This is a genomic window from Luteimonas sp. A537, assembly GCF_054052065.1.
Window position 1 is genome coordinate 448676 of the sequence record NZ_JBSVRH010000004.1, and the last position, 11676, is coordinate 460351.

Genomic DNA, 11676 nt, shown 5'->3' on the forward strand with positions numbered 1-11676 from the left:
TTTCGAGCCGCGGGCCCGGGCAATTAGAATGCCCGCATGCAGCCTTCGCTCCCGACCACCGATGCGGACGAACGCGACCAGGCCTGGATGCACCATGCGCTGGCGCTGGCCGACCGCGCCGAGCGCGAGTTCGACGAGATCCCGGTGGGCGCCGTGCTGGTGGGGCCGGAAGGCGAGGTCGTGGCCGAAGGCTGGAACCGGAACATCGGCGAGCACGATCCCACCGCGCACGCCGAAATCGTGGCCATGCGCAAGGCCGGCCAGGCGCTGGGCAACCACCGGCTCATCGGCTGCACGCTGTACGTGACGCTGGAGCCCTGCGCGATGTGCGCGATGGCGATGGTCCACGCCCGCATCGCGCGCGTGGTCTACGGCGCCGCCGATCCCAAGACCGGCGCCGCCGGCAGCGTCTTCGACCTGCTGGCCGATGCGCGCCACAACCACCGCGTCGAGGTGACCGGCGGCGTGCTTGCCGGAGAGGCCGGCGCCCGGCTGCGCGACTACTTCCGGCGCAAGCGCGGGCGAGCCGCGGGCTGAGGCACCTGCGGGTGCCACGTTATGATGTGGGATTGCCGCGCCGGGATCCGCATGCCCGCCGCGTACCGATATTCGACAAAGGAACGACGTGAGCGAAAGCAGCAACCGCCTGGCGTGGATCGACCTGGAAATGACCGGCCTGGACACCGACAACGACTCCATCCTGGAGATCGCCACGGTGATCACCGACGCCGACCTCAACATATTGGCCGAAGGCCCCGAACTTGCCATCGCACATCCGCTGGCGCGGCTCGAGGCGATGGACGACTGGAACCGCAACCAGCACGGCAAGTCCGGGCTGTGGCGCCGGGTGCTGGAGGAGGGTGTGCCGATGGCCGAAGCCGAGGCGCGCACCCTGGAGTTCCTGGGCCGCTGGCTGAAGCCCGACGAGTCGCCGATCTGCGGCAACTCCATCTGCCAGGACCGCCGCTTCCTGCACCGCTGCATGCCGCAGCTCGAGCGCTTCTTCCACTATCGCAACCTCGACGTCAGCACCATCAAGGAGCTGGCCCGCCGCTGGGCTCCTGACGTGCTGGCGGGCATCCGCAAGCAGGCCGCGCACACCGCGCTGAGCGACGTCCACGACTCGATCGCCGAGCTCCGCCACTACCGCGGCGCCATGGGCACCTTCGCCTCCCACAAATAGCGCCGACGCTCTTTTGTAGGAGCAGCTATAGCTGCGACCGGGCGTAGCGATGTTTACCACCGGTAAAAGAAAGGCCGGGCTGCGAAGCCCGGCCTTCTTTTTTGCGACAGTGGTCGCGGCTATAGCCGCTCCTACGAAAGCGGGTGGGGTCAGCCGGCGGCTTTCGACTTGGCGAGCTTCAGCCAGGTGTCGACCACGGTGTCGGGGTTGAGCGACAGCGACTCGATGCCCTGCTGCATCAGCCATTCGGCAAGGTCGGGATGGTCGCTCGGGCCCTGGCCGCAGATGCCGATGTACTTGCCCTTGGCTTTCGCGGTCTGGATGGCCATCGCCAGCAGCTTCTTCACCGCCGGATCGCGCTCGTCGAACAGGTGCGCGACCACCGCGGAGTCGCGGTCGAGGCCCAGGGTCAGCTGGGTCAGGTCGTTGGAGCCGATCGAGAAGCCGTCGAACATCTCCAGGAACTCGTCGGCCAGCAGGGCGTTCGACGGCACCTCGCACATCATGATGACCTTGAGCCCGTTGACGCCGCGGCGCAGGCCGTTGGCTGCCAGCACCTCGAGCACGCGGCGGCCTTCGTCCAGCGTACGCACGAACGGGATCATCACCCAGAGGTTGTCCAGGCCCATGGTCTCGCGCACCTTGAGCACGGCGCGGCACTCGAGCGCGAACGCATCGGCAAAGGCCTTGTCGACGTAGCGGCTGGCGCCGCGGAAGCCGATCATCGGGTTCTCTTCCTCGGGCTCGTAGCGCGAGCCGCCGATGAGGTTGGCGTACTCGTTGGACTTGAAGTCCGACATGCGCACGATCACCGGGTTCGGCGCCACCGACGCGGTCAGCGTGGCGATGCCCTCTGCCAGGCGGTCGACGTAGAAGCTCACCGGGTCGGCGTAGCCTGCGGCGCGCTCGTCGATCTTCTTCTTTGTTTCCGCATCCTGCGCCGCGTACTGCAGCAGCGCATTGGGATGCACGCCGATGTGCGCGGCGATGATCATCTCCAGGCGCGCCAGGCCGATGCCGGCGTTTGGCAGCTGGCCGAAGTCGAACGCACGCTCCGGGTTGGCGACGTTCATCATGATCTTGAGCGGCGCCTCGGGCATCGAGGTCAGGTCGGTGGTGATGCGCTCGAAGGGCAGGGCGCCGGCGTAGATGAAGCCGGTGTCGCCCTCGGCGCAGCTGATGGTGACGGTGGCGCCGTCCTCGATCATGTCCAGTGCGTTGCCGGTGCCGACCACGGCCGGCACGCCCAGCTCGCGGGCGATGATCGCCGCGTGGCAGGTGCGGCCGCCGCGGTTGGTGACGATGGCGGCGGCGCGCTTCATCACCGGCTCCCAGTCGGGGTCGGTCATGTCGGCCACCAGGACATCGCCGGGCTGCACGCGATGCATGTCGTCCAGAGAGCGCACCACGCGGGCCACGCCGCTGCCGATCTTCTGGCCGATGGCGCGGCCTTCGCAGACCACGTCACCGCGGCTGCCGAGCATGAAGCGCTCGATCTGGGTGGCCTTCGCGCGCGACTTCACGGTCTCCGGACGCGCCTGGACGATGAACAGCTTGCCGGTCACGCCGTCCTTGGCCCACTCGATGTCCATCGGGCGCTCGTAGTGCTGCTCGATGGTCAGCGCCTGGCGGGCGAGCTCGTGCACGTCCTCATCGCTGATCGAGAACTTCGAGCGCAGGGCATCGGGCGTGTCCTCGTTGCGCACGCGCTCGCCGGGCTGCTCGGAATAGACCATGCGGATCTGCTTGGCACCCAGCGAGCGGCGCAGGATGGCGGGACGGCCCTGGCGCAGCGTCGGCTTGTAGACGTAGAACTCGTCCGGGTTGACCGCGCCCTGCACGACGTTCTCGCCCAGGCCGTAGCTGGAGGTGATGAACACCACGTCGCGGAAGCCGGACTCGGTGTCGAGGGTGAACAGAACGCCGGACGAACCGACGTCGGAGCGCACCATCAGCTGCACGCCCGCGGAGAGGAACACGTCCTCGTGCTTGAAGCCGTGGTGCACGCGGTAGGCGATGGCGCGGTCGTTGTAGAGGCTTGCGAACACCTCCTTGACCTTGACCACCACGTCGTCGGCGCCGGTGACGTTGAGGAAGGTTTCCTGCTGGCCGGCGAAGCTTGCATCGGGCAGGTCCTCGGCGGTGGCCGAGGAGCGCACGGCGACCGCCACGTCCTGGCCGCCGTTGTCGGCGCAGAGCTTGGCGTAGGCGGCGCGAATGTCGGACTCGAGCGCGGGGTGCAGCGGTGCGTCGATCACCCAGCCGCGGATCTCGCCACCGGCACGGCCCAGCGCGGGCACGTCCTCGACATCGAGCGTGGCCAGCTTGTCGAAGATCCGCTGGTGCAGGTCGTTGTGGGCTACGAAGTCCTTGAACGCGTCGGAGGTGGTGGCGAAGCCGCCGGGCACGGATACGCCGAGTCGGGCCAGGTTGCCGATCATCTCGCCAAGCGAGGAATTCTTGCCGCCAACCTGTGCAAGGTCGGTCAGGCGAAGGTCGTCAAGCCACAGGATGTTGGCGCTCAAGGCGGACTCCGGAGGGAAATCGGTGGATCGTTGGGAAAGGCGGCCGGCAGCGGCACCGGACGTCGAGTCCGGGTATTTTAGCAAGCCATCCAGCCGCGGGGCCCGCGGCGCAGCAGGAAAAAACGCATGTCGACGCCGCGCCCGGTCTTTTATGTCTCGGATGGCACCGGAATCACCGCCGAAACCATCGGCCACAGCCTTCTCACCCAGTTCCGCGACACGGCGTTCGCCCCCGAGCGCATCCCGTTTGTCGACAGCGTCGAGCGCGCGGCGGAGATCGCCTTGCGCATCCGGGCGGCAGGCGAGGCCTGCGGGTTGCGGCCGATCGTGGTCAGCTCGTGCGTCAATGTCGACTTCACCGCGGCCATCGCGGCCAGCGGCGCCATGCTGCTGGACGTGTTCGAACCGTTCATGAGCCTGCTCGAGGCCGAGCTGGGCGAAAGCCGCCAGGCCCGCGTGGGCCAGGCGCACGGCATGGTCGATTTCGACGCCTACCACAAGCGCATCAACGCCATGAACTATGCGCTGACCCACGACGACGGCATGTCGATCAACTACGACGCGGCCGATGTGATCCTGGTGGCCGTGTCCCGCGCCGGCAAGACGCCGACCTGCGTCTACCTGGCGCTGCACCACGGGATCGCGGCGGCCAACTACCCGCTGACCGAGGAAGACCTCGAACACGACCGGCTGCCGCCGCGCCTGCGTGCGCACCGCGCCAAGCTGTTCGGGCTGACCATCGATCCCGTGCGCCTGCAGCAGATCCGCCAGGAGCGGCGCCCGAACTCGAAGTACGCTGAGCTCGAGACCTGCAAGCGCGAGGTGGCGGCGGCCGAGGCGCTGTTCCGTGCCGAGCGGATCCCGGTGCTGAGCACCACCCACACCTCGATCGAGGAGATCTCCAGCAAGGTGATGTCGACCCTGGGCATCCGCCGCGGCATGTTCTAGGTGACCGTGTAGCATCGAAGGCATGTCGCAACTCGTCGCCCGCCGCCTGCATGTCCCCGGCCTCAGCCGCCTCGGCTGGCTTATGGCGCTGTACGCGGAAAACCACTCGCGGCTGGTGCGCCTGTTCGAAGCCGGCGACCTGGCGGTCGGCGGATACGTCTCCAGCATCGGAGACGGCCTCGACCTGCGCCTCGACGTGGTCGAGCGCCACGCCTACACCAGCGAGCTGCGCATGGCCTACGTGGCCTTGCCCGATCCGGTCACCGGCCAGCCCGATCCATCAGCGTTCCTGAAGCTGTATCGCGACGCACGCCAGGTGGAGGCGACCCATTGCTACGTCGGGCGCCGCTGGCAGGACGCGATCGGAATGTTCCCGCCGCCGGCGCAGCTGCTCGGGCACCGGATGCGGATGAACACCTTCCTCGGCAAGTGGCTGCAGTACCTGGCTGAAAGCGGGCATGGCGTGGCCACGCTGGCGCCCGTGCCTTCATGCCCCGCGGCGGTGGCGATGCTATCTTCGAAAAGCAGTTCCCCCGACAGCAAAAGGTGAACCCATGACGACGAAGCTCGACAAACCGCTCAAGCGCGAAGTGCAGATCGGCGACAAGGCATACACCCTGACCATCGACCCGACGGGCTTGAAACTGGTCGAAAAGGGGCATCGAAAGGGCGTTGAAATCGACTGGCCGGAGATCGCCGCGCGCGAAGGCGGCAGTACTGGCTGAGCGGGCCGGCAGGGCAGGCCCGCAAAAGAAAAAGCCCGCCATGAAGGCGGGCTTTTTCCGTGTTGGCGTCCCCACGGGGATTCGAACCCCGGTGTCCACCGTGAAAGGGTGGTGTCCTAGGCCTCTAGACGATGGGGACTTGAAACCGTCCGCACTCATGACCGGCCCGGGTCGATGAGTGGTGGAGCCAGGCGGGATCGAACCGCCGACCTCCTGCATGCCATGCAGGCGCTCTCCCAGCTGAGCTATGGCCCCACGTTGCTGAGCCCGAAATTGTAGGGGCGGGAAATCGTTCCGTCAACACATGTCATCGCGTTGCCCTCGGATGTCCTGTGCAGCAGGCGGGCGGCGTACATCATGGGGACAATCATCGCCCTGTGCTTTCAAAGGATCCCCGCATGGATACCGACCCGCAGTTCCCCAGCCGCCCCTCGATCGACTCCGCATCCCTGGTCGCCAGGGTCCAGGCGATCCTGACGTCGCCGCACACGGAGTGGCCGGTGATCGCCGCTGAAGACGCGGGCATCAAGGACCTCTACACGCGCTACATCATGATCCTTGCCGCCATCCCGGCGGTGTTCGGCTTCATCAAGGGCAGCCTGATCGGGCACAGCATGCTCGGCATCAACGTGAGCACGCCGATCCTGATCGGCCTGTTCGGCATGGTGCTCGGCTACGTGCTGGGTCTCGTGGTGCTGTACGTCGTGGCGATGAGCGTCAACGCGCTGGCGCCGTCGTTCGGCGGCCAGAAGGACCAGGTGCAGGCACTCAAGGCGGTCGGCTACGCATGGACGGCGGCATGGGTGGCCGGCATCGGGGTGGTCATCCCCTGGCTCGGCTGGCTGGTCGCGCTGGCCGGTGCCGCGTACAGCATCTATCTGCTGTACCTCGGCTTGCCGCACACCATGAAGTGCCCGCCGGAGAAGTCGCTGGGCTACACGGCGGTCAGCGTGGTCATTACCTTCGTACTGAGCCTGATCCTGGGCGCGATCCTGGCCGGAATCACCGGCGCGGGCGCGCTCGCCAGCGGTGCGCTGGGCGGCAGCGGCAGCGGCAGCGGCGTGACCTTCGACGAGGACAGCCGGCTCGGCAAGCTGGAGCGGATGGGCAAGCGCATGGAAGACGCCGCCCGCGACGTCGAAGCGGCCAAGGCGAGTGGTGACGGCAATGCGCAGGCCAGGGCGCTTGGCGCGATGATGGGCGCCATGTCCGGCAGCACGGGCGCGGACGGCGAGCCCGTGCCGGCACTTGCGCCCGAAGAGCTCCGCGCGCTGTTGCCCGACAGGCTCGGCAACAGGACCCGGACCAGCATTTCCGCGAGTCGCAACAGCGGCATGGGCATGGAGATCAGCCAGGCATCCGCCACCTATGCGTCGGACGACGGTTCCGGCGAGATCCAGGTCGAGATCGTCGACCTTGCCGCCATGGGCTCGATGATGGCGATGGCCAGTGCCTTTGGCGTCGAGGAGAGCACCGAGACCAGCGACGGCTTCGAGCGTACCTACAGCCGCGACGGCCAGCTCTTCAGCGAAGAATGGAACAGTGCCCGGAAGTACGGCACGTACAGCGTCACCGGGACCAACCACTTCAAGATCGAGGCGAGCGGCAACGTGGACAGCTTCGACGAGCTCAGGGGTGTCGTCGGCCAGATCAAACCCCGCCGGAACTGATCCGGCAGCGGCCCGGAAAGGGGCGCCCGGGACCGGGCGCCCGCATCCGGTCAGTCGCCGTGGCGGGCGTACTCGATCGTGCTGCCATCGCGTTGGACAAGCTCGACCGCATAGGAATGGACCGTGCCGTCGGGGAGCTCCATCCCCGGTGATCCCGCCGGCATTCCGGGCACGGCAAGTCCGCGCGCATCCGGGCGCTCGGCCAACAGGCGCTTTACATCGTCCGCTGGCACGTGGCCTTCGACGAAATAGCCTTCGATCTCGGCGGTATGGCAGGAGCCCTTGGCGTAGGGCACGCCCACGCGGTCTTTCACCGGCCCCATGTCGTCGTGGTCGTGGACTTCGACAGCGAAGCCGGCGCCGCGCATGTGCTCGATCCAGGCGACGCAGCAGCCGCAGGTCGGGTTTTTGTGCACCACCAGCAGTGACGACCCGGGAGTGTTCGCCGGCGCGACGGGAGTGTGCGCAGGCACGGGCGACCGGAGCGCGGGCGCGGCGGGGGCGCTGCTGTCGGCCGTGCAGGCCGCGAGCACACCGAAGACACCCGCCAACACCATTGCCAAACCCTTGTTGATGTCATTCATCATAAATATCCTGTAAGTAGCTGTTTAAAACCAGAATCTAAGGCCGAGAACAGCGCTCGTGTCGCGGATCGACCCGCCGTCGCCCCGACGCAACCGACTGGTGTTGCCGAACGTCCGTTCGTGGACCACGCCGATGTACGGCGCGAAGTGGCGATTGAACGCGTAGCGCAGGCGCAGGCCCGTTTCCACCGAGGACAGTCCCGAGCCGACACCACGGACCGGGTCGTCCTTGCCGAAGAAGGTGGCTTCCACCACGGGCTGCAGGATCAGGCGGTTGGTGAGCAACAGTTCGTACTCGACTTCCGCGACCAGCGCCGTACGGCCGGATTCCGCGACATAGCCGGTCACCGAGACCTCGAACATATGGGGGGCGAGCCCCTGCACGCCGAACGCCGCCCAGGTCTGCGCGTCGCCGGGGGCGAACTCGTGCTTCACTCCTGCGACCACGTCCCACCATGCCGAGACGCTGCGCCCGTAGAGCAGCTCGAGCTCGGCCGACTCGGTCGTGCCTCCGCTGCGCTCGCCCTCGGTGCGCAGCCACAGCCGATGCAGGTCGGTGCCGAGCCAGCCTTGCGCTTCCCAGGCCAGGCCGCTGCCGGGGTCGGCATCCCGGGCCTCCAAGCGGTTGAACAACAGATAGCTGTTGACCGCCGGGGCGTGCTGCATGTGTTGTTCGAGCTCCGGGAAGGCGGCTGCGCGATCGGCGTCGGTGAGTACCGGGATTGGCGTGATGGGGGCCGGGGAGTCCGACGGCCTGGCATGACCGGAGTGGTCCCCCGTCGAATGGTGCATCTTTGAATGGTCCTGCGCCTGGACCTGGCCAGCTGCGACTCCCGCCAGCATGGTGGCCAGCGCGAGCAGCGTGGCGTGCGTGCCGCTCATGCCTGCTCCTCCACACGCACTTCGCGCATCATGCCCGCCTCCATGTGGTACAGGAGGTGGCAGTGGAAGGCCCAGCGGCCGAGCGCATCGGCGCGCACGCGGAAGCTGCGCTTCGTGCCCGGCGGCATGTCCACGGTGTGCTTCCGCAGCTGGAAATCCCCGTCCGCGCCTTCGATGTCGCTCCACATCCCGTGCAGATGGATCGGGTGGGACATCATGGTGTCGTTGACCAGCACGATCCGCAGGCGCTCTCCGTAGGTCATGCGCAGCGGTTCGGCGTCCATGAACGCTTCACCGTTGAACGACCAGGCGAACTTCTCCATGTGCCCGGTCAGGTGCAGCTCCACCTCGCGGCCGGGATCACGGCCATCGGGATCGTCGAACAGGCTGCGCATCGCGCCATAGGTCAGCACGGTGCGGCCGTTGCCGCGCAGACCGACGCCGGGATCATCCAGCTTCGGCGCCAGCGACATCGCCTGCATGTCGATCAGCGGATTGCCGTCCTCGCTGGCCGGGTGCTGCTGCATGCCGCCCGGCCCATGGTCCATTCCCGCCATCGGCTGCGCGCCGTGGCCGCCGTGCGCGCCGTGCCCGGAGTGGTCCATGGCCGCGTGGTTCATCGCGCCATGATCCATCCCGCCATGATCCATCCCGCCGTGGCCCATGTCGTCCATGGTCAGCAGCGGGCGCGGGTCCAGCGCCGGTACCGGCGGCGCCAGGCCGTGGCGCACGGCCAGCGTGCCGCGGGCATAGCCGGTGCGGCCGCTGTCCTGGGCGAAGATGGCGTACGCATCCTGGCCGCCCGGTTCGACCAGCACGTCGAAGGTCTCGGCGGTCGCGATCCGGAACTCGTCCACCGTGACCGGATGGATGTACTGGCCATCGGCCGCGACCACGGTCATCTTCAACCCCGGAATGCGCACGTCGAAGTAGGTCATTGCCGAACCATTGATGAAGCGCAGCAGCACCTTCTCGCCGGGTTGGAACAGGCCGGTCCAGTTGCCCGCCGGCGCGGCGCCGTTGAGCAGGTAGGTGTAGGTGTGGCCGTTGATGTCGGAGATGTCGGTCGGCGTCATCCGCATCCGGCCCCACATGGCGCGGTCGCGCAGCGTGGGACCGAAGCCATCGGCACGCGAGTCGCGGATGAAATCGCCAACGGTTCGCTGATAGTAGTTGTCGTAGGCGGAATCCTTCTTCATCCGCCGGAACAGCGCCTCCGGATCCATGTCCGTCCAGTCCGACAGCAGCAGCACGTGCTCGCGGTCGTAGTGGTAGGGAGGCGGCTCGCGCGGATCGATGACGATCGCGCCGTACAGCCCGGCCTGCTCCTGGAACATCGAGTGGCTGTGGTACCAGTACGTGCCCGACTGGTTGACTTGGAAGCGGTACTGCCAGGTCTCGCCGGGCGCGATGCCGTCGAAGCTCAGGCCCGGCACGCCGTCCATGTTCGCCGGCAGGATCAGGCCGTGCCAGTGGATCGATGACCAGGCGTCACGCAGGCGGTTCGCCACCCGCAGGGTGACCGTGTCGCCTTCGCGGAAGCGAAGGATGGGGCCGGGCAGGCTGCCGTTGACGGTGGTCGCCAGGCGCGGGCGCCCGGTGAAGTCGACCGCAGACCGGCCGATCGACAGATCGAACCGGCTGCCGCGGAGCACGGGCACCTGCGGATGCGGCGCGGCAAGGCCGGCCCGGGGGGCGATGCCCAGTGCGGCCATCGCGCCGCCAGCGGCCAGGCCCTGGACGAAACGACGTCGGGGGAAGTTCGCGCCAGGGCGCGGGGGAGGGTGGTGCATGGAATCTCCGGATCACGCTGCAACGCCGCGGGCCGTGCCGCGACATCGAGCTTCGATGGATCACCACCCGGACAGTGCCGGGCGACAGCCGAAAACCGGCGCCTGGTGGCGCCGCGGTCAGGCGATCGGAGGGCGGATGGGACTCGTCAGCGGCGGGGCCGGATGGCCGGCGGCCAGCCGGTGCAGGCTCGCATCCGTCCGCGGCCGCGCCACGCCGACCATGGGGGACGGCGCCACCGCCACCGCCAGCGACGCGTGCATGCAGGCCTGGCGGCACTGCGGGGTGTTGCCGCAATCGGAGCCGCAATCGGAGCCGCCGGTGGAGTGGCAGTCTGCCGCGGGATCGGGCGCGACGGTCCCGGGCCCGGCCGCGTTGGCCACGGCATCGGCATCGGCATGGCCGGCGCAGTCGCCGGGCATGGCCGACAGGGCGTTGTCCGCGACGGTCGCGGCCGGCGCCACGACAGGCGGAGGCAGCCCGGCCAGCACGCCCGCCACCGCACCGCCGATCCCGTTCAGGACCAGGGCCAGGGCAAGCAGGATCTGCAGGGGCAGGGCATACGCGCGCACAGTGCCGCCAGTCTAGCGCGTCCCGTCCCCGCCGGACGGCTGCGAGCCGCGCGCCATGGGCAGCTGCCACCCCCAGCGCAGGGCCGCCATCCGCAGGCCGAAGCAGACCAGCCCGCCGATGGCCGCGGACACCAGCACGGGCGCTTCCAGCAGGTTGCCGGCAACGACGATGGCCGCCCCTGCCAGCGCGGCAACCGCGTAAAGGTCCGAGCGCAGCACTGCCGGGACCTCGGCCAGCAGGATGTCCCGCGCCATGCCGCCGCCGATGCCGGTCAGCATGCCCATCAGCGCCGCCATCACCGGGCTGAGCCCGAACACCAGTGCCTTGTGGGTGCCGGCGACGGCGAAAAAGGCCAGGCCGACCGCATCAAGCATCCGCACCGGATTGCGCAAGCGCTCGACCAGCGTCGACCAGTAGAACGCGATCACGCCCGCCGCCATGGCGACCGCCAGGTAGCGCCAGTCCTGGAACGCGGCCGGCGGCGTCGCGCCGATCAACACATCCCGGCTGATTCCCCCGAAGGTCGAGGCCGCGAAGGACAGCACCAGCACGCCGAACAGGTCCAGGCGCTGGCGCACGCCAGCGGTCGCGCCGCTGACGGCGAACGCAAAGGTGCCGCACAGGTCCAGTACCAGCACCAGGGTGCGGTGGAATTCGGGGGACCCCTGGAGTTCGGCGGCAATCATCGCGGGCAGCTTACACAAGCCCTGCATGGTCCAGAAATGTGAAGCCGGACAATGGCTTAGGGGGGTCCCTAGGTTGTCGCGCGGCGCCGGTTGCAGGACTGTCACGGTA

The 11676-nt window shown here is 68.1% G+C and carries 12 protein-coding genes and 2 tRNA genes; 6 read left to right on the forward strand and 8 right to left on the reverse strand.

Going from position 1 to position 11676, the window contains the following annotated elements:
- Positions 1-36 precede the first annotated feature (36 nt).
- Together tadA and orn are read left to right on the forward strand one after the other, a co-directional pair.
- Entirely contained in the window at positions 37-537 is a 501-nt protein-coding gene (gene tadA / locus ACW7GZ_RS12810) for a tRNA adenosine(34) deaminase TadA (RefSeq protein ID WP_457009554.1), read from the forward strand.
- Between the two features lie 88 nt (positions 538-625).
- Complete coding sequence (gene orn, locus ACW7GZ_RS12815) at positions 626-1183, forward strand: oligoribonuclease (RefSeq protein ID WP_457009556.1); 558 nt, start codon at positions 626-628, stop codon at positions 1181-1183.
- 149 nt (positions 1184-1332) lie between these two features.
- Here orn and ppsA read toward each other — a convergent pair whose 3' ends face one another.
- Positions 1333-3708 carry a phosphoenolpyruvate synthase gene (gene ppsA / locus ACW7GZ_RS12820; RefSeq protein WP_457002629.1) on the reverse strand — a complete coding sequence of 792 codons (2376 nt, stop codon included), beginning with the start codon at positions 3706-3708 and terminating at the stop codon, positions 1333-1335.
- Positions 3709-3834: 126 nt separating this feature from the next.
- On the opposite strand from ppsA, the gene ppsR reads away from it, so the two are divergent.
- From ppsR to ACW7GZ_RS12835, 3 genes are read left to right on the forward strand one after another with little or no spacing between them, the layout of a single operon-like run.
- The gene (ppsR, locus tag ACW7GZ_RS12825; RefSeq protein WP_457009558.1) at positions 3835-4656 is read left to right on the forward strand and encodes a posphoenolpyruvate synthetase regulatory kinase/phosphorylase PpsR; all 822 of its coding nucleotides are present in this window, start codon (positions 3835-3837) and stop codon (positions 4654-4656) included.
- 22 nt (positions 4657-4678) lie between these two features.
- The gene (locus ACW7GZ_RS12830) at positions 4679-5206 is read left to right on the forward strand and encodes a DUF1249 domain-containing protein (protein ID WP_457002632.1); all 528 of its coding nucleotides are present in this window, start codon (positions 4679-4681) and stop codon (positions 5204-5206) included.
- 4 nt (positions 5207-5210) lie between these two features.
- Positions 5211-5381, forward strand: a complete 171-nt coding sequence (locus ACW7GZ_RS12835) for a hypothetical protein (protein WP_457002634.1) — start codon at positions 5211-5213, stop codon at positions 5379-5381.
- 63 nt (positions 5382-5444) lie between these two features.
- Here ACW7GZ_RS12835 and ACW7GZ_RS12840 read toward each other — a convergent pair.
- Both ACW7GZ_RS12840 and ACW7GZ_RS12845 read right to left on the reverse strand, forming a co-directional pair.
- Positions 5445-5520: transfer RNA gene (locus ACW7GZ_RS12840), tRNA-Glu, on the reverse strand.
- 40 nt (positions 5521-5560) lie between these two features.
- A tRNA-Ala gene (locus tag ACW7GZ_RS12845) sits at positions 5561-5636 on the reverse strand.
- Positions 5637-5779: 143 nt separating this feature from the next.
- Here ACW7GZ_RS12845 and ACW7GZ_RS12850 point away from each other — a divergent pair.
- Positions 5780-7051: a Yip1 family protein gene (locus ACW7GZ_RS12850; protein WP_457009560.1), complete on the forward strand. Its 1272-nt coding sequence runs from the start codon at positions 5780-5782 to the stop codon at positions 7049-7051.
- Positions 7052-7101: 50 nt separating this feature from the next.
- On the opposite strand, the gene ACW7GZ_RS12855 is transcribed toward ACW7GZ_RS12850, so the two are convergent.
- The 5 genes from ACW7GZ_RS12855 to ACW7GZ_RS12875 all read right to left on the reverse strand — a co-directional run bounded on the left by ACW7GZ_RS12855 (position 7102) and on the right by ACW7GZ_RS12875 (position 11567).
- Entirely contained in the window at positions 7102-7635 is a 534-nt protein-coding gene (locus tag ACW7GZ_RS12855) for a DUF411 domain-containing protein (RefSeq protein ID WP_457009562.1), read from the reverse strand.
- 24 nt (positions 7636-7659) lie between these two features.
- Positions 7660-8517 (reverse strand): copper resistance protein B, encoded by an 858-nt coding sequence (locus ACW7GZ_RS12860; RefSeq protein ID WP_457002638.1) that lies wholly within the window; start codon positions 8515-8517, stop codon positions 7660-7662.
- Positions 8514-10310, reverse strand: a complete 1797-nt coding sequence (locus ACW7GZ_RS12865) for a copper resistance system multicopper oxidase (protein WP_457009564.1) — start codon at positions 10308-10310, stop codon at positions 8514-8516. The genes ACW7GZ_RS12860 and ACW7GZ_RS12865 overlap by 4 nt, the downstream gene beginning before the upstream one ends.
- A gap of 117 nt (positions 10311-10427) precedes the next feature.
- Positions 10428-10880, reverse strand: a complete 453-nt coding sequence (locus ACW7GZ_RS12870; RefSeq protein WP_457009566.1) for a CopL family metal-binding regulatory protein — start codon at positions 10878-10880, stop codon at positions 10428-10430.
- Positions 10881-10892: 12 nt separating this feature from the next.
- Positions 10893-11567: a trimeric intracellular cation channel family protein gene (locus ACW7GZ_RS12875; protein WP_457002901.1), complete on the reverse strand. Its 675-nt coding sequence runs from the start codon at positions 11565-11567 to the stop codon at positions 10893-10895.
- Positions 11568-11676: the final 109 nt, after the last annotated feature.